Source organism: Micrococcus lacusdianchii, assembly GCF_023155805.1.
In the GTDB taxonomy this organism is placed as follows: Bacteria; Actinomycetota; Actinomycetes; order Actinomycetales; family Micrococcaceae; genus Micrococcus; species Micrococcus lacusdianchii.
Window position 1 is genome coordinate 38931 of sequence record NZ_JAKNUW010000011.1, and the last position, 20765, is coordinate 59695.

The 20765-nt window shown below is 76.0% G+C and carries 18 protein-coding genes; 16 read left to right on the top strand and 2 right to left on the bottom strand.

All coding sequences use genetic code 11. From position 1 onward, the window contains the following. Positions 1–60: 60 nt before the first annotated feature. Entirely contained in the window at positions 61–1974 is a 1914-nt protein-coding gene (gene pknB / locus MA879_RS08225; RefSeq protein WP_248125021.1) for a Stk1 family PASTA domain-containing Ser/Thr kinase, read from the bottom strand. 138 nt (positions 1975–2112) lie between these two features. Between pknB and MA879_RS08230 the strand changes: the two genes are divergently transcribed. After that, the gene (locus MA879_RS08230) at positions 2113–2484 is read left to right on the top strand and encodes an Rv2175c family DNA-binding protein (RefSeq protein WP_248125141.1); all 372 of its coding nucleotides are present in this window, start codon (positions 2113–2115) and stop codon (positions 2482–2484) included. Between the two features lie 31 nt (positions 2485–2515). On the opposite strand, the gene MA879_RS08235 is transcribed toward MA879_RS08230, so the two are convergent. Further along, positions 2516–3613: a polyprenyl synthetase family protein gene (locus MA879_RS08235; protein ID WP_248125022.1), complete on the bottom strand. Its 1098-nt coding sequence runs from the start codon at positions 3611–3613 to the stop codon at positions 2516–2518. A gap of 36 nt (positions 3614–3649) precedes the next feature. Here MA879_RS08235 and dinB point away from each other — a divergent pair, with 36 nt between their 5' ends. From dinB to MA879_RS08310, 15 genes are all read left to right on the top strand, one after another. Next, a complete protein-coding gene (dinB, locus tag MA879_RS08240; RefSeq protein ID WP_248125030.1) occupies positions 3650–4927 on the top strand; it encodes a DNA polymerase IV in 1278 nt (425 codons plus the stop codon). A gap of 102 nt (positions 4928–5029) precedes the next feature. Next, positions 5030–5416, top strand: coding sequence for a DUF3040 domain-containing protein (locus MA879_RS08245; protein ID WP_248125032.1), 387 nt, complete (start codon positions 5030–5032; stop codon positions 5414–5416). Positions 5417–5740: 324 nt separating this feature from the next. Next, a complete protein-coding gene (gene mraZ, locus MA879_RS08250; protein WP_248125033.1) occupies positions 5741–6172 on the top strand; it encodes a division/cell wall cluster transcriptional repressor MraZ in 432 nt (143 codons plus the stop codon). A gap of 134 nt (positions 6173–6306) precedes the next feature. Beyond that, positions 6307–7302 (top strand): 16S rRNA (cytosine(1402)-N(4))-methyltransferase RsmH, encoded by a 996-nt coding sequence (gene rsmH / locus MA879_RS08255; RefSeq protein WP_248125144.1) that lies wholly within the window; start codon positions 6307–6309, stop codon positions 7300–7302. 20 nt (positions 7303–7322) lie between these two features. Beyond that, complete coding sequence (gene ftsL, locus MA879_RS08260) at positions 7323–7958, top strand: cell division protein FtsL (RefSeq protein ID WP_248125036.1); 636 nt, start codon at positions 7323–7325, stop codon at positions 7956–7958. Continuing rightward, the gene (locus tag MA879_RS08265; RefSeq protein ID WP_248125038.1) at positions 7958–9772 is read left to right on the top strand and encodes a peptidoglycan D,D-transpeptidase FtsI family protein; all 1815 of its coding nucleotides are present in this window, start codon (positions 7958–7960) and stop codon (positions 9770–9772) included. Before ftsL ends, MA879_RS08265 begins: the two co-directional genes overlap by 1 nt. Before the next feature lie 47 nt (positions 9773–9819). Further along, the gene (locus MA879_RS08270) at positions 9820–11562 is read left to right on the top strand and encodes a Mur ligase family protein (RefSeq protein ID WP_248125049.1); all 1743 of its coding nucleotides are present in this window, start codon (positions 9820–9822) and stop codon (positions 11560–11562) included. Beyond that, positions 11559–13073 (top strand): UDP-N-acetylmuramoyl-tripeptide--D-alanyl-D-alanine ligase, encoded by a 1515-nt coding sequence (locus tag MA879_RS08275; RefSeq protein ID WP_248125051.1) that lies wholly within the window; start codon positions 11559–11561, stop codon positions 13071–13073. The genes MA879_RS08270 and MA879_RS08275 overlap by 4 nt, the downstream gene beginning before the upstream one ends. Continuing rightward, entirely contained in the window at positions 13070–14200 is a 1131-nt protein-coding gene (gene mraY, locus MA879_RS08280) for a phospho-N-acetylmuramoyl-pentapeptide-transferase (RefSeq protein ID WP_248125053.1), read from the top strand. Before MA879_RS08275 ends, mraY begins: the two co-directional genes overlap by 4 nt. Continuing rightward, entirely contained in the window at positions 14197–15768 is a 1572-nt protein-coding gene (gene murD, locus MA879_RS08285; RefSeq protein WP_248125055.1) for a UDP-N-acetylmuramoyl-L-alanine--D-glutamate ligase, read from the top strand. Before mraY ends, murD begins: the two co-directional genes overlap by 4 nt. Before the next feature lie 42 nt (positions 15769–15810). Beyond that, a complete protein-coding gene (ftsW, locus tag MA879_RS08290; protein WP_248125057.1) occupies positions 15811–17085 on the top strand; it encodes a putative lipid II flippase FtsW in 1275 nt (424 codons plus the stop codon). Beyond that, entirely contained in the window at positions 17082–18212 is a 1131-nt protein-coding gene (locus MA879_RS08295) for a UDP-N-acetylglucosamine--N-acetylmuramyl-(pentapeptide) pyrophosphoryl-undecaprenol N-acetylglucosamine transferase (protein ID WP_248125059.1), read from the top strand. The genes ftsW and MA879_RS08295 overlap by 4 nt, the downstream gene beginning before the upstream one ends. Then, on the top strand, positions 18209–19681 hold the full coding sequence (gene murC / locus MA879_RS08300) for a UDP-N-acetylmuramate--L-alanine ligase (protein ID WP_248125062.1): 1473 nt from the start codon (positions 18209–18211) through the stop codon (positions 19679–19681). The genes MA879_RS08295 and murC overlap by 4 nt, the downstream gene beginning before the upstream one ends. Next, on the top strand, positions 19678–20472 hold the full coding sequence (locus MA879_RS08305; RefSeq protein ID WP_248125064.1) for a cell division protein FtsQ/DivIB: 795 nt from the start codon (positions 19678–19680) through the stop codon (positions 20470–20472). Before murC ends, MA879_RS08305 begins: the two co-directional genes overlap by 4 nt. Beyond that, complete coding sequence (locus MA879_RS08310) at positions 20469–20681, top strand: hypothetical protein (RefSeq protein WP_248125066.1); 213 nt, start codon at positions 20469–20471, stop codon at positions 20679–20681. The genes MA879_RS08305 and MA879_RS08310 overlap by 4 nt, the downstream gene beginning before the upstream one ends. Positions 20682–20765: the final 84 nt, after the last annotated feature.

Here is a 20765-nt window from a genome sequence, read left to right on the forward strand (position 1 = left end):
GGGCAGGACGTCGGCCCCGCACCGGGTACGGTGCGGGGCCGACGTCGTCCGCGGGGCCGGTCAGCCCACGGCGATCCGCACGTGCGACCCCTCCGGCAGGAGGGTAGCCGCGGGGGTCCCCTGGGCGGTGACCCGGGCGGTGCCGTGCGAGGGGCCGTCGACGTGCACCACGAGTCCGGCGTCCGTCAGGCGGGTGCGCGCCTCGGCGGCCGTCAGTCCGACGACGGGCGGCATCGCGTGCGTCGCCGCCCCCAGGGAGACGACCACGGACAACGCGGCGCCCGGCCGCAGGAGCGTGCCCGGGGCCGTGTCCTGGGCCGCCACGGTGCCGGCGGGCGTGGTGCGGTCCGCACGGCGCTCATGCACGTGGACGTCCAGCCCGGCCTCGTCCGCGGCACGGTGGGCCGCCCTCACCGTCAGACCGGTCAGATCCGGGGCCGGGACGGGCGCCGGACCGGCGGACACCGTCAGCGCGACGGGGGAGCTGCCGTCGACGGTGGCGCCGACCGCGGGCTCGGTGGCCAGCACCACGCCGTCGGACAGGCGTTCGTCGTGGCGCGTGGTGACCTGGGCGGTGAGACCGGCGTGGGCGAGGCGGGCGCGGGCATCGGCCTGGTCCAGTCCGGTGAGGGGAGGGACCACCGTCCCGGCGGGCCCGCCGAGGCCGCCGGCCCCGAGGGTGAACCCCAGGAGCAGGGCCACGCCGGTGAGCAGGAGCGTGACGGCCGCTCCGATCGCCACCGTCCGGCCGACGCCGGCGCCCAGCCGCTCGAGGGGCTCCCGCGCGGACCGGCGGTGCGCCCGGGCGCTCGGCGGGCGGCCCCCGCCGGTGCGGTCGGGCGCATGACCGGTGGCACCGTCCGCGGCCGGGACGCCGGCTCGGCGCGGCGCCGGGGCGCCGGGGGCCGGCGCGACCGGTGCCGCGACGATCCCGACGGGCAGGGTGCGGGTCGCGTCGTCGTCGAGGGCGCCGGTGGTGGCGAGCGCATGCCGGGGCACCGGTACGGTCTCCGAGGCCTTCTGCCCGCCGGTCCCGTCCCGGGGGCCAGGGTCCTCGGGCCCGGGCCCCTCGTCTTCCCGGGCCTCGGGCGGCGGCCTGTGGTCGAGCTCGACGTCCGACAGGCCGGCCCGCACCCGCTCGAGCGCGTCGAGCAGGGCCGTTGCGTCCTGGGGGCGGTCCCGGGGATCCGGCTCGGTGCACCACAGCACGAGGTCGTCGAGGCGCTCCGCGAGCCCGGGGACCAGGCTGGAGGGCACCGGCACACGCTCGTGCAGGTGCCGGTAGGCCACCTGGAGGGGACTGGCCGCTGTGAAGGGCTGGCGACCCGTGAGGAGCTCGAACAGGAGGATCCCGGCGGCGTACACGTCCGCCCGGGTGTCTGCCGGCTCCCCGGAGATGTGCTCCGGCGCCAGGTAGGCGGGCGTGCCCAGCACCGCCTGGCCGGTGGAGGTGTGGCCCGTGGCCGCGCGGGAGAGGCCGAAGTCCGCCACCGTCACGCGGCCGTCCTCCCGGACCAGCACGTTCTCCGGCTTCACGTCCCGGTGGACCAGTCCGGCGCGATGGGCGGCGGCGAGTCCGGCGAGGGTGGGCATGAGCAGGTCCAGCGCGCGGCGCGGGGTCAGGGGGGCCTCGGCACGGATCACCGAGCGCAGGGTGCGGCCCGGCACGAACTCCATCACGAGATAGGCGACCGTGTCCCCGGACGCGTCCACGGTGTGACCCTGGTCGAGGACGGCGACGACGTGGGGGTGGGAGATGCGGGCCGTCGTCTTGGCCTCCCGCTCGAACCGGGCCACGAGCGCGGGGTCCTCTGCGAGGTGGGGGTGCATGACCTTGAGGGCCACCATCCGGTCCAGCCGGCGGTCCAGTGCGCGATAGACGGTGGACATGCCCCCGCGCGCCACCCGGTCCAGGACCTCGTACCGGTCCTCCACGGTGGTGCCCACCAGCGGGTCCCGGCGCGAGCTGCTCATGCCCACCAGGGTAGAGGACCCGCCGCACGACCCCCGAGGGGGCGGGCGGGCGACGCCGTCGTCCGGGAGGGCCGGCGGCGGGCCGCGTACAGTGTCCGCGTGAGCACCGAGAACGCCCCCGAGACCACCGCCGACGCGATCCCCGCCGACGCCATCCCCGCCGACCTGGACGCCCTCGTGGGCGACTGGGTGACCCTGCCGGACGTGGCCGAGCACCTGGACATCCGCGTGACGCGCGTGCACAACCTGGTCTCCGAGCGCCGCCTCCTGGCCGTGCGCCGCCCCTCCCCGCCCGTGCGCTCCGTCCCTGCCGCGTTCCTCACCGGCACGGGGGTCCTGGAGTCCCTGCGCGGGACGCTCGTGCTGCTCCAGGACGCCGGGTACGACGACGAGGAGGCCCTGCGCTGGCTCTTCACCGAGGACGAGTCCCTGCCGGGCCGCCCCGTGGACGCCCTGCGTGAAGGCCACAAGACGGAGGTCCGCCGCCGGGCGCAGGCCCTCGCCTGGTGACGCGCTCCGCGCTGGCGGAGGAGGGCCGACCTCAGGCCGCACGCACCGTATAGGCGCGGATCAGGGCACTGAGCTCGTCCCGCACCGCGGCGGGCACGCCGTGGTCCGCCAGGGCGTCGAGGGCGTCCTCGGCCTGCCGGGAGAGGCGGGCCACCTCCTCCGCCACGGACGCGCGTGCGCCCACGGCGTCCAGCCGGTCCTGCCAGTGGCGGACCCGATCGGCGGTCATGTCCGGCTCGCCGAGCTCGGCGTCCAGCCGGTCCCCCTCCTCCGCGGGCAGCAGGGCCGAGGCGCGCGCGATCAGCACCGTCCGCTTGCCCTCGCGCAGGTCGTCGCCCGCCGGCTTGCCGGTGGTCCCCGGGTCGCCGAAGACGCCGAGCAGGTCGTCCTGCAGCTGGAAGGCGATCCCGAACGGGAGGCTCACTCGCTCGAAGGCGGCCACGAGGGGGTCGTCCGCCCCGGCGATCAGGCCGCCGAAGGCGAGGGGGTGCACGGCGGAGTACCGCGCGGCCTTGTACTCGACGACCGCCGCCGCCGCGCGCTCGGCGCCCCGCGGGTCGGCCGCGGCGGGGGCCATCTCCGCGGCCACGTCGAGGTACTGGCCGAGCATGACCTCCAGGCGCATCCGCTCCATCTCCGCCCGTGCACGCTCCGGCCGGGCGCTGCCCTCGAGGGCGCGGGAGAAGGTCGCGTCGCTCAGTGCCAGCGCCACGTCCCCGGCGAGGATGGCCGCGGCCACCCCGAAGTGCTCCGCGTCGTGGCGCCACCCGAGCTCGCGGTGGCGTGCCTCGAACGCCCGGTGCACGCTCGGCATGCCCCGGCGCGTGTCCGAGCGGTCCAGGATGTCGTCGTGCACGAGGGCCGCGGCCTGGAAGAGCTCGAACGCCGCACCGGCGGTGACGGGGCGGGGGTCGTCCGCGGCCCCGCCCGCGGCCCGCCAGCCGAGCCAGACCAGCACCGCCCGCAGCCGCTTGCCGGCGCCCGTCAGGCGCGCCAGGGCCTCCACCGCCGGCGCGGCGGCCGGGTGGATCCCGGCAGCGTGGGCGCTGTGCTCGGCGAGGATCTCCTCGAGCCGGGCGGCGACGGCGGCGCGGTAGTCGGACTCGGTCGTGGCGGGCTCGGTCGGCATGCCGCCACCCTAGCGGCCGGCCGGTAGGGTCGAGGGATGAGTGCCTCGACCCCGCCGAGCGGCCCGTCGGAGCAGGCCCGGGCCGCGGCGAGCATCCTCCACGTGGACATGGACGCCTTCTTCCTCTCGGTGGAGCTCCGTGAGCGGCCCGAGCTGATCGGGGCCCCCGCCGCCGTCGCGGCCCCGCACGGACGCTCCGTGGTGCTCTCCGCCTCCTACGCGGCGCGCGCGTACGGGGTGCGCTCAGCGATGCCGCTGGCGCACGCCCGCGCCCTCTGCCCGCCCCTCGTGGTGGTCCCGCCCCGCCAGCAGCTGTACCGGGAGGTCTCCGCCGAGGTCATGGCCCTGTTCGACCGGGTCACCGCGGTCCGGGAGCAGCTGAGTGTGGACGAGGCCTTCCTGGACGTGGCCGGCGCCCGACGCCGGCTCGGTCCGCCCGAGCGGATCGGGCGCCTCGTGCGGGAGCGGGTGCGGGCCGAGCTCGGCCTGCCGTGCACGGTGGGGGCCGCCGGGGTGAAGTTCGTGGCCAAGATGGCCTCCACCGCCGCCAAGCCGGAGGGACTGCTCGTGGTCCCGCCCGAGCGCACCCTGGAGTTCCTCCACCCGCGCCCCGTGGACCACCTCTGGGGCGTCGGCCCGCAGGCGGCCCGGCGGCTGCGGGATCGGGGCGTGGCCACCATCGGCGACCTGGCCGCCGTCGACCCCACGCGGCTGCGCGGGTGGTTCGGCGCCGCGGGCGAGCAGTGGCACGCGCTCGCCTGGGGCCGGGACCCGCGGCCGGTCGCTCCGCGGGCGGACGCCAAGACCATCGGCGCGGACCACACCTTCGACGTCGACGCCACGGACCCGGCCGATGTGGACCGCGAGGTGCTGCGCCTGAGCCTGCACGTGGCCGCGCGCCTGCGCGCGACCGGCGTCGAGGCCCGGGCGGTGACGGTGCGCGTCAAGGACCCCGCGCAGCGGGTGCGCAGCCGCACAGGCCGGCTGCCCCGCCCCTCGGCCGCCGGCCACGTCCTCCACGAGCACGCGGGGCCGCTGGTGGCCGCGCTGCTGCGGGAGCGGCCCCATCCCGTGCGGCTCGTGGGCGTGCGCGCGGAGCGGCTCGGGGCGCCGGGTGAGGGCGGCGAGGGCCAGGAGGCGCTCTTCGAGTCGCCGGGGGGCGGGCAGGGCGGCCCGAACCCTGCCGCCGAGGTCGGCTGGTCCCGGGCCGAGGAGGCGGCCGACGCCGTCGCCCGCCGTTTCCCCGGCCTGGACCTGCGCCCGGCGACCCTGCTCGAGCGACGGCCGCGGACGGGCCCGGAGGGACCGCGCTGACCTGGCGCCGCCCGGGGGGAGGCGACTACCCTGGTCCCACCGGCGTACCACGGCGCCGTCCACGGGGGCAGGCGCGGCCCGCCCCGGATCGAAGGAGACCGAGTGCCCCTCTCGGATCATGAGCAGCGTGTTCTCGAGCAGCTCGAGCGCCAGCTGAACGACGACGACCCGCGCCTGGCCACCCGACTGGCCGACACCGGCGGCTCGGCCATCCCGGTGCGGCGCGTCGTCCTCGGGGCGGTGCTGGCCGTCGCCGGCCTGGCCGTGGTCCTCACCGGCGTGAGCACCCAGCTCGTCCTCGTGGGCGTCCTCGGCACGGCTCTGCTCGGCGCGGGCATCCTCGTGGCCACCCTGCCGCACCGCGGGGAGGGCCCGGGCACGCGTCCGGCGACGTCCTCCGGTCCCCGCGCGCAGCGGTCCCGCTCGCGGGGCTCGATCATGGCGCGCCTGGAGCGCGACTGGGACGAGCGCGGGCGTCCGCGCCCCTGACCCGCCCGCCCCCAGGGCCCCCGTTCCGCACCGCGGAGCGGGGGCCCTCGCCGTGCAGGCGGCCCCGCGGGCCCTCCACCTCCCTCCACCCCTGCGGACGCAGCGCTCCGATCCCGCCCCGGTGGCCGCGCGGGGCGGGGAGGGCGCGGGGTCGAGGCGCGCCGTTTCCCTCCGCCTTCCTCCGCGTCACCTGGACGTAGCCGCCTGTTCTCACCGGGTCTCGCCGCAGGGTGGTGTGGGGAGGAAAGTGGGGTAAAGTGGAGGGCAGAAGAGAGTGGGCTCCGACCTGGTCGGGCGGGCCCTCGTGGAGCAGGGGGGTGCACGGTGTTCCTGGGCACCTACACCCCCCGGCTGGACGAGAAGCACCGGCTGATCCTGCCGGCGAAGTTCCGCGAGGAGCTCGCCGACGGGCTCGTGCTCACCCGTGGGCAGGAGCGGTGCGTGTACGTGTTCAGCGCCGCCGAGTTCGGCCGGGTGCACGAGCAGCTGCGTGCGGCTCCGCTCTCCTCGCGGCAGGCGCGGGACTACATCCGCGTCTTCCTCTCCGGCGCCTCGGACGAGGTCCCGGACAAGCAGGGCCGCGTCACGGTCCCCGCGCCGCTGCGCCAGTACGCGGGGCTGGACCGGGACGTCACGGTGATCGGCGCGGGCAGCCGCGCGGAGATCTGGGACACCGCGGCCTGGACCGAGTACCTGGCCGCGCAGGAGGCGGCCTTCTCCGAGACGGACGAGGACGTCCTGGGCGGCATCCTCTGACCACCACCGCGCGAGACCTCCCGCCGGCGCCGGCGCACCTGACCCGACTTCCCCTGGGCCAGGCGCGACGACGGTCGACGGGGATCCCGTCCCGATGGCGGCACCACCACGAACGCGACCAGGGAGGTGGGATGATGGACACGCACCGACAGCGCCCCGAGGACCGCCACGCCCCCGTGATGCGGGACCGCGTGGTGGACCTGCTCGCCCCCGGGGTGCAGGCCGCGCTGGACGCGGGACGCGCGCCCGTGGCGCTCGACGGCACCCTGGGCATGGGCGGGCACACCGAGGCCCTCCTCACCCGCTATCCCGAGCTGCGTGTCGTCGGCGTCGACCGCGACCCGAACGCCCTGGCCATGGCCGCCGAGCGGCTCGGCGCCCTCGCCGACCGCCTCGTGCCCTTCCACGGGACCTACGACCGGGTGCCCGAGGCGCTCGCGGCCGCCGGCGTGGAGCGCATGGACGCCGCGCTCTACGACCTCGGTGTCTCCTCCTACCAGCTCGACGCGCGGGAGCGCGGCTTCGCGTACTCCTACGACGCCCCGCTGGACATGCGCATGGACACCACCGCCGGCCGGACCGCGGCCGACCTGGTGGCCGAGCTCGACGAGTCCGAGCTGAAGCGCATCCTCCGCCGCGACGGCGAGGAGCGGTTCGCGGGCCCCATCGCGCGCGCGGTGGTGCGCGCCCGGCAGGAGGCGCCGATCCTCACCACCGGGCGACTCGTCGAGGTCATCCGCGGCGCCGTGCCCGTGGCGGCCGGCGCGAAGGGCGGCCACCCGGCCAAGCGCACCTTCCAGGCGCTGCGGATCGCGGTCAACGAGGAGCTCGACATCCTCGACCGCGCCGTCCCGGCCGCGCTCGAGGGCCTGGCGGTCGGCGGGCGCCTGGTGGTGATGAGCTACCACTCGCTCGAGGACCGGATCGCCAAGCGCCACCTCCAGGCGTGGGCCGCGTCCACCGCGCCGCCCGGGTTCCCGGTGGAGCTGCCGGAGCACCGGCCCGTGGTGAGGGTCCTGACGCGGGGCACGGAGAGGCCCACGGAGGAAGAAGTCGAAGAGAATCGCCGCGCCTCCTCCGCGAAGGTGCGTGCGGTTGAGAAGATCAAGGCGTCGAGGACTTCAGCATGACGGCGTATGAGGAGGCTGGGATGAGCGCACAGGCGCGGATGGACGGGGCCCCGGCGGCGTGGCAGCAGGCAGAGGCCGCCCCCGGGCGACGCCCCTCCCAGCGCACCCCGCTGGCCGTGGTCCCCGCGCCCCTGCCCCGGTCGGGCTCCGGCGTGGCGGTGCTGTGCGCCGTCGTCCTCCTCGTGGCGCTGGCCCTGGTGCTCGTCATGAACATCAGCATGTCCAACCGCCAGTACGCTCTGATCGACCTGCGCGACCGCCAGGTGGAGGTCACCGAGGCCAACGAGCGCCTGGCGGAGCAGGTCGGGTACCTCGACGCGCCACAGAACCTCGCGGCCCGCGCCGACGCCCTCGGGATGGTCCCCGCCGCCGGCGCGGGCATCGTGGACGCCTCCTCCGGGCAGATCGCCCCGGCCACCGCGCGTGGCGAGGCGGCCGGCCTGGTCACCGCGCACGTGGGGCCGCCGGCCGACGCGGACGAGGCCCGCCAGGGGCTGGCCGCCTCCGCGGCCGCCCAGGCCGAGCTCGCCGGCCCCCGCACCCTGACCCCGGAGGAGGCCGCGGCGGCCGCGTCCGGGTCCGCCGCCCCCGCCGTCGAGGGGGGCGCAGGCACGCCGGGCCCCGCCGAGCCGACCGACGGGTCCGACGAGCACTGATGGCAGGTCCGGACCCCCGCGGCTCGACCACCGTCCCCGCCCCCGGAGACCTCGGCCTCCGCAGCCGCGCCGCCATGCTGGCCCTCGTGGCGCTGCTCCTGCTCCTCGGGCTGCGCCTCGTCTGGGTGCAGGGCGTCGACCCCACCGGCCAGGCCGCCGCGGCCATGGACGAGCGGCTCACCACGCAGGAGATCCGCCCCGAGCGCGGCGCGATCACGGACCGTGACGGGCACATCCTGGCCGAGAGCGTGAGACGCTACGACATCGTGGCCGACCAGCGGATCGTCAAGGACTTCAAGGAGTACGACGTGGAGCGCCGCGAGCAGGTGCTCGTGGACGTCGGCTCCCGCCTGGCGACCCTGGCCGACGTGCTGGACATGCCGGAGGAGGAGGTCCGTGCTCGGACCCTCGGCTCGAGCCCCTACTCGGTGGTGAAGGCCTCGGTGACCCCGGAGGTCCGCGACCGCGTCATGGCGCTGAACCTGCCGGGGGTCCTCGCGGAGGCCGTCGACCGGCGCACCTACCCCAACGGCGCCGTGGCCGGCGGCGTCCTGGGGTTCATGGGCCGGGACGGCGTGCCGCTGGAGGGCCTGGAGAAGAGCCAGGACGAGGTCCTCTCCGGCACGCCCGGCGAGCGGAGCTTCGAGGTGGGTGCGGACGGGATCCGGATCCCCATCGCCGAGCAGGAGGTCACCCCCGCCGTCGACGGCGCCGACCTGCGGCTCACCCTGGACAAGGACGCCCAGTGGTACGCCCAGGAGGCGGTGGCGGCGCTCGCGGAGAAGCACGATGCGGAGTGGGCGAACGCCGTGGTGATGGACGTGCGCACCGGGGAGCTGCTGGTGCTGGCCGACTCCACCACCGTGGACCCGGGCGACCCCTCGGCGACCCCGGCGGAGTTCCGCACGGCCACGGTGGTGCGCACCCCGTACGAGCCCGGCTCGACGGGCAAGGCCGTGACGATGGCCGCGGCGATCGACGCGACGGACCTCACCGCGCACTCCGGGTTCGAGGTGCCGGACCGGCTCGAGTTCCCGGGGCAGCCCCCGATCCGCGATGCCTCCTCGCATGCCACCTTCGAGATGACCGTGGCGGGCATCTTCGCCCGCTCCTACAACACGGGCACCGTGCAGATCGCCGAGAGGCTGTCGGATGAGCGGCGCCACGAGTACATGCGGGCCTTCGGCATCGGTGGACCGATCGAGCTCGGCCTGCCCTACCCCGCCACCAGCGTCCTGCAGGAGCCGGAGGACTGGGACGGGCGGCAGCGCCTGGTGAACGCGTTCGGGCAGGGCTACACCGTGACCACCGTGCACACCGCCCAGCAGTTCCAGGCCCTGGCCAACGGCGGCGTCCTGGAGCCGGCCCGCCTGATCCGGTCCACGGTGGACGCCGACGGCGCCGAGCACCGCTGGCCGGCCGCGGCCGAGCCCCGCCGGGTGGTCTCCGAGGACACCGCCCGGCAGATGCTCGGGATGATGGAGACGGTGGTGACCCAGGGCACCAGCGGGACCGCCGCGATCCCCGGCTACCGGGTGGGCGGCAAGTCCTCCACCGCGCAGGTGGCGGGCCGCACCGGCACCTACGACGGGTTCAACTACGGCTTCACCGCCGTGGCGCCCCTCGACGACCCGCGGTTCGTGGTCTCCGTCTCCATGAACCGCCCGGCCTCGGGCGGCAGCTCGGCGGTGGTGGCCGCGACGGCGTCCCGCATCATGGCCCATCTGCTCGGACAGGCGGGCGTGCCCGCCACCGGCGACGGCCCGCAGGACTACCACGTGTTCGTGGACGACCCGCAGGAGCGTCCGTGGTGACTCACGCGGCAACCGCACCGACCCCATCCGGCCCCCAGGAGGACCCCATGCCCCAGACCACCGCTTCGAGCGGGACGCCGTCCCCGGCCGAGCAGGACCTCGCCTTCCGCCCGTCCGCGGTGGTGCCCGTGGACTGGTCCGTGATCGCCGAAGCGCTGGAGGCCGCCGGTCAGGCCGTGCGGGTCCGCGGTGGCGAGCCCGACCGTCCGGTGACGGGCGCCGCGCTGGACTCCCGGGTGGTGCGCGAGGGGGATCTGTACGTTGCCCTGCCGGGCGCCCGTGCGCACGGCGCGAGCTTCGCGCGCGCCGCGGTGGACGCGGGGGCGGCGGGCGTGCTGACCGACGCCGGAGGCGTGCGCATCCTCGCGGACCTGGGCCTGGGGGACGTCCCGGCCCTCGAGGTCGACTCGGCGCGCGCCGCGGCGGGTGTGGCGGCCGCCCGCGTGTACGGGGGCGGCGTGGCGGCCGGCCCCGTGCTGCTCGGCGTGACCGGCACCAACGGGAAGACCACCACGAGCTTCCTGGTCGCCTCGATCGTGGAGGCCCTGGGCCGGCGTTCGGGGATCATCGGGACCATCCTCACCCGCGCCGGGGAGCGGGAGGTGCCCTCCACGCTCACCACCCCGGAGTCCACGCAGCTGCACGCCCTCATGGCCCTCATGCGGGAGGAGGGGGTGGACACGGCCGTCATGGAGGTCTCCTCGCACGCCGTCGAGTACCGGCGGATCGCCGGCCTGCGCTACGCAGCGGCGGGGTTCACCAACCTGACCCAGGACCACCTGGACCTGCACGGGTCCATGGACGCGTACCTCGAGGCCAAGCTGGGGCTCTTCCACACGGAGCGCTGCGACCGCGCGGTGATCACCCTCGACGGCGGCGAGGGTCCCCGGTGGGGTGTCGCGGCCGCCTCCCGGGCCCAGGCGCCCGTGACCACGCTCGCCCTGGGCCCGGCCGCACCGCACCCGGGCGCCCTCGAGCGCGAGGCGCCGGACGTCCGGCCCGACTGGGCCGTGACGGAGATGGTGCCGGACGGCCTCGGCCACCGCTTCACGCTGACCGAGACCGCCACCGGTCGGACGCTGCGCGCGTCGGTGGGCCTGCCGGGCCGGTTCAACGTGGCCAACGCCGCGCTGGCCGTCCTCCTGGTGCTCGCCGCCGTGGGGGAGGAGCGCCGCGACGAGCTCGCCGCCCTCCTCGACGTGCCCGCCGGGGAAGGCCCCCTGGCCGCCGCCGTGCCGGGCCGCATGGAGGTCGTCGGCCGGGAGCCGGACGCCGTCGTCGACTTCGCCCACAACCCCGACGGCATGGTGCAGGCCCTGCGCTCCCTCGCCGAGGCGCGTGCCGCGGCCGGGCGGACCGGCCGAACCCTCATCGTCGTCGGCGCGGCGGGGGACCGCGACGCCGCCAAGCGCCCCGTGATGGGGCGCATCGCCGCCGAGCATGCGGACGTGGTGCTCATCACGGACGACACGCCCCACTCGGAGGACCCGGCCCCCATCCGCGCCCAGGTCCTCGAGGGCGCCCGGGCCGAGGCGGACCGGGCCGCCGAGTCCGGGCGGCACGTCGTGGTCGAGGAGCACGACGACCGCGCGGCAGCCATCCGCCGGGCCGTGGAGCTCGCCCGGCCCGAGGACGGGATCCTCGTGGCCGGCCGCGGCCATGAGACGGAGATGGACTACGACGGGACACCGGTGCCGCTCGACGACCGGGTGGCCCTGCGCGAGGCCCTCGCCGAGGCGGGCCGTGCCGGGTCGAACCGGGTCAGCGGGGGTAAGGTGCACGGGTCATGATCGCTCTCACCGCTTCCCAGGTCGCCGAGGTCGTCTCCGGCACGCTCTCCCCGACACTCGATCCGCAGACCGTGCTGACCCACGTCACCCCCGACTCCCGGGAGGTCGCGGCGGGGGGCACGCTCTACGTCGCCAAGCCCGGCGAGCGCGCCGACGGTCACGACTTCATCGACGCGGCCCTGGCCGCGGGGGCCTCCGCCGTGCTGGCCGAGCGCGTGACCCACGCGCCGGACGGCGCCGAGCACCCGGCCGTGGTGGTCGAGGACGCCGTCCTGGCCATGGGCGCCCTGGCGCGCGAGGTCGTGCGCCGCGTGCGCGAGCACTCGCCGACCACGGTCGTCGGGATCACGGGCTCGGCCGGCAAGACGACGACCAAGGACCTGCTGGCCGCCCTGCTGTCCACGCAGGGGCCGACGGTCGCCCCCGTGGGTTCGTTCAACGGCGAGGTGGGCGTCCCGCTGACGGTCTTCCGCGCGGAGCTGGACACCCGGTACCTGATCGTCGAGATGGGTGCGGACCACGTCGGGAACATCGAGTATCTGTGCGACATCGCGCGGCCGGACATCGGCGTCGTGCTCATGGTGGGCACCGCCCACGCCGGCAGCTTCGGCGGCGTGGACAACATCGCGAAGACCAAGGGCGAGCTGGTCGAGGCCCTCGGGCCGGACGGCGTCGCCGTGCTGAACCGGGACGACCCCCGCGTGGCGGCCATGGCGGCCCGCACCCCGGCGCCCGTCACGTGGTTCTCCGCGGACGAGGCCACGGCGGTGGAGGCGGCCGCGGACGTCGCGGCCGGCCGCGCCGCCGGGGTGGTCCTGGCGCGCGGGCTCGCCGCCGACGCCGACGAGCACCCCGTCCTGGACCTGCAGATCGGCACGGACCTGGACGCCCCGCGGCACCGCGTGGTGTCCGGCCTCACCGGCGTGCACCACGCCCACAACCTCCTGGCGGCCGCGGCGGCGGCCCACGCCGCGGGCATGGCGCCCGGGCAGATCGCCGCCGCCCTCGACGGGCTCGGGCCGACCAGCCGCCACCGCATGCAGCGCACCGACCGTGCGGACGGCGTGAGCATCATCAACGACGCGTACAACGCCAACCCGGAGTCGATGCGCGCCGCCCTGCGGACCCTGGCCACGCTCGGCCGGTCCTCTGGTCGGCGCACGTGGGCCGTGCTGGGCGAGATGCTCGAGCTCGGCGACGCGCGGGTGCGCGAGCACACGCTGGTCGGCGAGTCCGTGGTGCGCCTCAACATCTCCCAGCTGCTCGTGGTGGGCGCCGGCGCCCGCCCGCTGTACGTCGGTGCGGTCAACGAGGGCAGCTGGGGGGACGAGGCCCACTTCGTCGACGACGCCGCGCAGGCCGAGAAGTTCCTCGCCGGCCGCCTGGCGCCCGGCGACATCGTCCTCGTGAAGTCCTCCAACGGGGTCGGGCTCGCCGCCCTCGGCGAGCGCCTGGCGAGCGCCGACGACCTCACCTCCCCGTCCGACCCCGTGAAGGAGACGCGACCGTGATCGGCCTGCTCATCGGCGGCGTGCTCGGCCTGGTCCTCACCGGCCTGGGCACCCCGCTGTTCATCCGCTACCTCGTCAAGCAGGGCTACGGCCAGCAGGTGCGCGACGACGGCCCGCAGACGCACAAGTCCAAGCGCGGCACGCCCACGATGGGCGGATTCGTCATCATCTCCGCGCTGGTGGTCGGCTACCTGGCGACGCACCTGGTCCTGGCCCTGCTGGGCAGCGAGCTCGCGGGCCCGACGGCGTCGGGGTGGCTCGTCCTGCTCCTCACGGTGGGCATGGCGTTCGTCGGCTGGATCGACGACTACACCAAGATCGCGAAGCAGCGCTCCCTCGGCCTCACGCCGAAGGGCAAGATCATCCTGCAGGCGGCGATCGGCACGGCCTTCGCCGTGCTCGCGCTGCTGTTCCCCGACGGCCATGAGGGGCTCACGCCCGCCTCGACGGCGATCTCGTTCGTCCGCGACCTGCCGTGGCTCGAGCTGGCCTTCGCCGGGCCCCTGCTCGGGGCGGTCCTCTTCGTGGTCTGGTCCAACCTGATCACCACCGCCACCACCAACGCCGTCAACCTCACGGACGGCCTCGACGGCCTGGCGACCGGCGCGACCGCCATGGTCACCGGCGCCTACGTCCTGATCACGCTGTTCCAGGCGGGCCAGGACTGCGCCGGCGAGGCGGCCCCCGGCTGCTACGAGGTCCGCGACCCGATGGACCTCGGCCTGCTCGCCGCGGTGCTGACCGGCGCGCTGCTCGGCTTCCTCTGGTGGAACACCTCCCCGGCGAAGATCTTCATGGGGGACACCGGCTCCCTCGGCCTGGGCGGCGCCCTCGCGGGCCTGGCGATCCTCACCCGCACCGAGATGCTGGTGATCGTCCTGGCCGGGCTCATGGTGGCCATCACCCTGTCCGTGATCATCCAGGTGGGGTACTTCAAGGTGTCCGGCGGCAGGCGGGTGTTCCTCATGGCGCCGCTGCAGCACCACTTCGAGCTCAAGGGGTGGGCCGAGGTCACCGTCGTGGTCCGGTTCTGGCTCATCTCCCTGCTGTGCGTGAGCGCCGGCCTCTCGCTCTTCTACGGCGAGTGGCTGCTGCACCAGGGCGGTCTGGCGGGGGTGACCCCGTGAGCGGCGCGCCGACCCCCGTGACCCGTCCGATCGCGGACACCGACCGCACCCGTGACCTGTCCTCGTGGGACGACGCCGGCTGGCGCGGCCTGCGGGTCGTGGTCACGGGCCTCGGGGTGAGCGGCTTCGCCGCCGCGGACACCCTGGCCGAGCTGGGCGCCGTCGTCGTGGTGGTGGACGGGGCGGACACCCCGGAGAACCGGGCGAAGGCGGAGACCCTGCGCATCGTCGGCGTCGCCGACGTCCTGCTCTCGGAGGAGGCCACCCGGTCCCTGCCCGCCGTGGCCGGCGAGCCCGCCGATCTGGTGGTGACCTCCCCGGGCTGGCGCCCGGACCAGCCGCTGCTGATGGCGGCCCATGCCGCGGGCCTGCCCATCTGGTCGGACGTGGAGCTGGCGTGGCGCGTGCGCGAGCGCGCCGGCCGGCCCACGGCCGAGTGGGTCTGCCTGACCGGCACGAACGGCAAGACCACCACCGTGACCATGGTGGAGGCCATCCTGCGCGCCGACGGGCGCCGCGCCCTGGCGTGCGGCAACGTCGGCACCCCCGTGCTCGACGCCGTCCGCGACCCCGAGGGCTACGACACGCTGGCGCTCGAGCTCTCCAGCTTCCAGCTGCACTGGACGCACCGGATCGAGCCCGCCTCGTCCGCCGTCCTGAACCTCGCCGAGGACCACGTGGACTGGCACGGCTCCATGGAGGAGTACGCCGCGGCCAAGGGCAAGGTGTACGAGAACACCGCCGTCGCGTGCGTCTACAACCAGGCGGACGCGCTCACCCGCACGCTCGTGGAGCGTGCGGACGTCCAGGAGGGCTGCCGCGCCGTCGGGTTCACCACGGACAGCCCCGCCGTCTCCGACGTGGGCGTGGTGGACGGGATCCTGGTGGACCGGGCCTTCCTCGAGAACCGGCGCCACGAGGCCGTGGCCCTCGCGGAGCGGGCCGACCTGGGCCCCGTGGCCCCGCGCCACACCGTGGCGAACGCCGCCGCGGCCGCGGCGCTGACGCGCGCCGTGGGCGTCTCCCCGGAGGCCGTGGCGGAGGGGCTGCGCTCCTACGACCGCGGCGAGCACCGCATCCAGCTCGTCGCCACGTCCCGGGACGTCATGTGGGTCAACGACTCCAAGGCCACCAACCCGCACGCGGCGGGCGCGTCCCTGGCGGCGTTCTCCTCGATCGTCTGGCTCGCCGGCGGCCTGCCCAAGGGCGTGACCTATGCGGAGCTCGTGGCCGCCCACGCCCACCGGCTGCGCGCCGTGGTCCTGCTGGGCACGGACTCCTCGGCCCTGCGTCGCGCGCTCGCCGAGCACGCGCCGGACGTGCCGGTCCACGCGCCGCTCGCCGACGCCGAGGGCGCGGGCTCCCCGGACGGCCCGGCCGTCATGGCCGAGGCGGTCCGGACCGCCGACCGCCTCGCCCGCCCGGGGGACACCGTGCTCATGGCGCCCGCCGCCGCCTCGATGGACCAGTTCCGCTCGTACGCCCAGCGCGGGGAGGCGTTCATCGACGCCGTCGCCGCGCTCACGGCCGAGCACGGCTGGGACGTCGACGACGCCCCCGGGGCCTGACCCCCGCCATCGCCCCCGCCCCGTCATCCGAGAGGAGCCGCCATGCCGGCCACCGCGACCCGCGCCGACCGCAGCCCCCGTGCGGCGGAGCCGTCACCCCGCGGGGGCCGGATGGGCGCCCTCTGGCGGGTGCTGGAGGGACCTCGCGCCCTCGACGTCGCCGCCCTCCTGATCGGGGTGTGCACGGCCGTCCTGACCGTGCTCGGCCTCGTGATGGTCCTCTCGTCCTCCTCCGTCGAGGCCATCGGCAGCACCGACGGCTCGTACGGGCTCTTCCGCCGCCAGGCCCTGTGGGCCGTCGGCGGCCTGGCGGCGCTCCTGGTGCTGCGTCGTCTGCCCCTGCGGGTGCTCAAGAGCCTCGCCTGGCCGGCGTTCGGCCTGGCGTTCGTCCTCCTGAGCCTCGTGGCGTTCACCTCCCTGGGCAAGGAGGTCGGCGGCAACACGAACTGGCTGCGCATCGGCGGGTTCACCATGCAGCCCTCGGAGGCGGCGAAGCTGGCCATGGCCCTGTGGGCGGCCGCGGTGCTGGAGCGCAAGGGACGCCTGATCCGGCACGTGCACCACGCCCTCGTGCCGGTGCTCCCCTTCGGCCTGGTCCTGGTGGTCCTCGTGCTGCGGGGGCGGGACCTCGGCACCGCCATCATCCTCACGGGGATCCTCGCGACGATCCTCTTCATCGCCGGGACCAACCGCAAGGTCTTCATCGCCTTCGCGGCGCTGGCGGCCACGGTGGCGATCGCCATGGTCCTGCTCGCCAAGAACCGTCTGGTGCGCGTCCAGGCCTGGCTGTTCGGCTGCGAGGGACTGGAGACCTCGGGCGACCCCTGCTTCCAGCCCGACCACGGGATCTACGCGCTCGCGTCGGGCGGCTGGTGGGGGGTGGGCCTCGGCCAGTCGCGGCAGAAGTGGAGCTACATCCCCGAGGCGGAGAACGACTTCATCTTCACCATCCTGGGCGAGGAGCTGGGCCTCGTGGGGAGCCTCGCCGTGCTCGCCGCGTTCCTGGGCCTGGCGATCGGCATGTACACGCTCGCCGCCCGGACCACGTCCCCGTTCATCCGCCTGGCCACCTGGGGCGTCATGGCCTGGCTCGTGGGCCAGGCATTCGTGAACATCGCCATGGTCACCGGGCTGCTGCCGGTGATCGGTGTGCCGCTGCCGTTCATCTCCTATGGTGGTTCCGCGCTCACCCTCGCCCTCGCCGGCGTGGGCGTCGTCCTCGCCTTCGCCCGGCACGAGCGCGAGGCGCTGCGCCGCGAGGGCGCCCCTGACGCGCCCACCCCCGACCCGTCCGTCCGTCCGCAGGAGACCCGATGACCACCTCGCCCGACGCCGACCGTCCGCTGCGGGTGGTGCTCGCCGGCGGCGGCACCGCCGGCCACATCTCGCCCATGCTCGCGATCGCCCGCGCCCTCCAGCGGCGCCCCGGTCCGGGGGCCGTGTGCACCATGGTGGGCACCGCCTCCGGCATGGAGACCCGCCTCGTCCCGGACGCCGGGTTCGAGCTGGACCTCGTGGACCGCGTGCCGCTGCCGCGCCGCCCCTCCATGGACCTGGTCCGCCTGCCCGGACGCCTGCGCAGCGCCGTGGCCGCCGGCGCCCGCATCCTCGCCGACCGGCAGGCCGACGTGCTGGTCGGCGTCGGCGGCTACGTGTCGACACCGCTGTACCTGGCCGCCTTCCGGGCGGGCGTGCCCGTCGTCGTCCACGAGGCGAACGCGAAGCCGGGCCTGGCGAACCGCGTGGGCGCCCTCCGGGCCGCGGCCGTCGGGACGGCCCTGCCCGAGACCCGCCTGCGCGGCGCCCGGTGGGTGGGCATGCCCATGCGTCCGGAGATCTCGGGCCTCGACCGGTCCACGGCACGCGTGGCGGCCCGCGCGGCCCTCGGCCTGGACCCCGACCGGACCACCGTGGTGGTCACCGGCGGCAGCTCCGGCGCGCTCAACGTGAACCGCACCGTCGAGGAGTCCCTCGACGACCTCCTGGGCGCGGGCCTGCAGGTGCTGCACCTGACCGGCCGCGGCAAGGCGGTGACAGACGCCGCGGGTGCCCCCCTGCGCCGGGACGGCTACGTCCAGCGCGAGTACCTGGACGGCATGGAGCAGGCCTACGCCACGGCCGACCTGATCGTGGCGCGCTCCGGCGCGGGCACGGTGTGCGAGGTCGGCGCGGTGGGCCTGCCCGCCGTGTTCGTGCCCCTGCCCGTCGGCAACGGGGAGCAGGCGCTGAACGCGCGCCCCATGGTGGACGCCGGAGGCGCCCTCCTGGTCCGTGATGAGGCGTTCCGTGCGGACTGGGTCCGGCGCGAGCTGGTCCCGCTGGCCACGGATCCGGCGCGCCTGCGCGCGATGGGCACGGCCGCCGCATGCCTGGGCGTGCGCGACGCGGACGAGCAGATGGCCGACCTCGTGCACGAGGCGGCCCGGGAAGGAGCACGCCGATGACCACCGAGGGCACCGCCGCACGGGGGACCGTGCATGATCTGGGCCGCGTCCACTTCCTCGGCATCGGCGGCGTGGGCGTCTCCGGCGTCGCGCGGATCCTCCAGGACCAGGGCGTGCCGGTCTCCGGGACGGACGCGAAGGACCTGCCCGTGATGCACCGCCTGGCCGAGGCGGGCGCGCGGATCACCGTGGGCTACGCCCCGCAGAACGTGGGGGAGGACGTCACGTGCGTCATCGCCTCCTCGATCGCCGGCCCCGGCAACCCCGAGTACGACGCCGCCGCGGCGCGCGGGCTGCGCATGATGCACCGTTCCGAGGGTCTGGCGATGGCGATGCGGGGGCACAAGGTGCTCGCCGTGGCGGGCACGCACGGCAAGACCACCACCTCCTCGATGGCCGCGATGGCCTTCACCGAGGTCGGCTGGGACCCCACGTTCGCCGTCGGCGCCGCCGTGGCGGGGCTCGGCACGAACGCCCGGGCCGGCAGGGGCGAGTGGTTCCTGGCCGAGGCTGACGAGTCGGACGGCACCCTGGTGGCCTACCCGAGCACCGTGGCGATCGTGACCACGGTGGAGGCCGACCACCTCGACCACTACGGCACCGAGGCGGCCGTCCACGAGGTGTTCCGCACCTTCGTCGGGCAGCTGCCGGCGGCGGACGAGGGCGGCGCCCTGGTGGCCTGCCTGGACGACGACGGCGCGGCCGGACTGGCCGCGTGGGCCCGGGAGAACGCGCGGGCCTCCGTGCTCACCTACGGCACGGCGGAGCGCGACGGCGTGGCGCCCGATCTGCTCGTGTCCGACCTGGAGGTCGAACCGGGCGAGTCCGGCGTCGGGCAGCGGGCCCGCTTCACGCTCGCGGACGGGCCGTCCCTGACCGTGCGCTTGCAGGTGCCGGGCCGGCACAACGCCCTCAACGCCGCCGCCGTGGCCCTGGCGGCGGTCCGTGCGGGGATGCCGTTCGAGGACGCGGTGCGCGGGCTCGAGGCCTTCCGGGGGACCGCCCGCCGCTTCGAGTTCCGCGGCGCGGGCCGCGGCGTGCGGGTCTTCGACGACTACGCGCACCACCCGACCGAGGTCGCGGCCGCCGTCTCGGCCGCCCGCGCGGTGGCCGGGGAGCACCGCGTCCACGTCCTGTTCCAGCCGCACCTGTTCTCCCGCACCCGCGACTTCGCCGTCGAGTTCGCCCAGGCCCTGTCCGGAGCGGACCGGGTGCGGGTCCTGCCCGTGTACGCGGCGCGGGAGGAGCCGATGCCGGGCGTCGACGCCGGCCTGATCGCCTCCCGCCTCACCACCGCGGACCCGGCGGACCGCGCCGTCGCCGAGGACCGCGGGGCCGCGGTCCGCGAGCTCGCCGACGGCGCCGCCCCCGGGGACGTGGTCCTGACCATGGGTGCCGGCGACGTCACGGCCCTCGGGGCCGACCTCGTCGCCCGTCTGGCGGACGATCCCTCCGCCGCCTCCGCGTGAGCCGCCGACGCGGGGCGACGGCCCCCCGTCGGGCCACCGCCCCGACCGGCAGCACCGTGGTGGCGTTCCCCGGACTCAGTGCCCGCCAGCGCCGGGTGCGCCGTCTCACGGCCGTGCTGGCCGCCCTGCTGGTGGCCGCCGCGGCCGTCTGGGCGGTCTTCCTCTCCCCGCTGCTGGCGGTGGACCGGATCGAGGTCACCGGCACGTCCCTCGTCGACCGGGACGTGGTGCGGTCCCGGCTGGAGCCGCTGATGGGCACGCCCCTGCCGCGGGTGCGCTCCGACGACGCCCGCGGGCTCCTGGAGGGCACCCCCGGCATCCGCGAGGTGACGTCCGTGGCACTGCCGCCGACCGGGGTGGAGGTCCGCGTGGCGGAGCTGGCCCCCACCGCCCGGGCGGAGGACGTCGAGGACGGCGTGCTGCTGGCGGACGGGTCCGTGCTGACCGGGGTCGCCGAGGAGACCCTGGTGCGGGCGCGGGAGGGGGAGGACGTCCTGCCCCGCGCCTCGGCCGGCCTCCTCGCCGCGGGACCGGACGTCCGGGCCGCCGCGGCGGCCGTGCTGGCGGGCCTGCCCGCGTCCGTGGCCGCCCGGGTGACGGGCGTGGACGCCCAGACCCCCGAGCAGGTGTCCCTGACCCTGGCGGACGGGCCGGTGCTGGTGTGGGGGGACGCGTCCCGCCCCGGGGCCAAGGCCGCCGTGGTGGAGGCGTTCCTCGACGGGACCGACGGCGCCGTGCGGGGTGTCTCCGAGCTCGACGTCTCCGTCCCGGAGCGGCCCCTGACCCGGTGACGGTGCACAAGGCCATGTCGGGTGCGATTCACCCTCTGATCGAGGGTGAGACCGCGCTCACCGGTCGCGACGGCGGCGAGCCGGGCCGGGCGGTCCTCGACCTTCACGTGAAGGTTGAAGAACGGCCGGAGAACGGCGCGCCGTCGCGCCAATTCCTTTGCGTCGCCCCGCCCGCGCGCAGTACGGTGGGACCGAACGCGCGCGCGTGACCTCCTTCAAGCACGCCTTGAGACCGGAGGCGTGAACCGGCTCGGCGGGACCCTCGTCCCCCAGGTCGCGCGCGGCACAGCGAG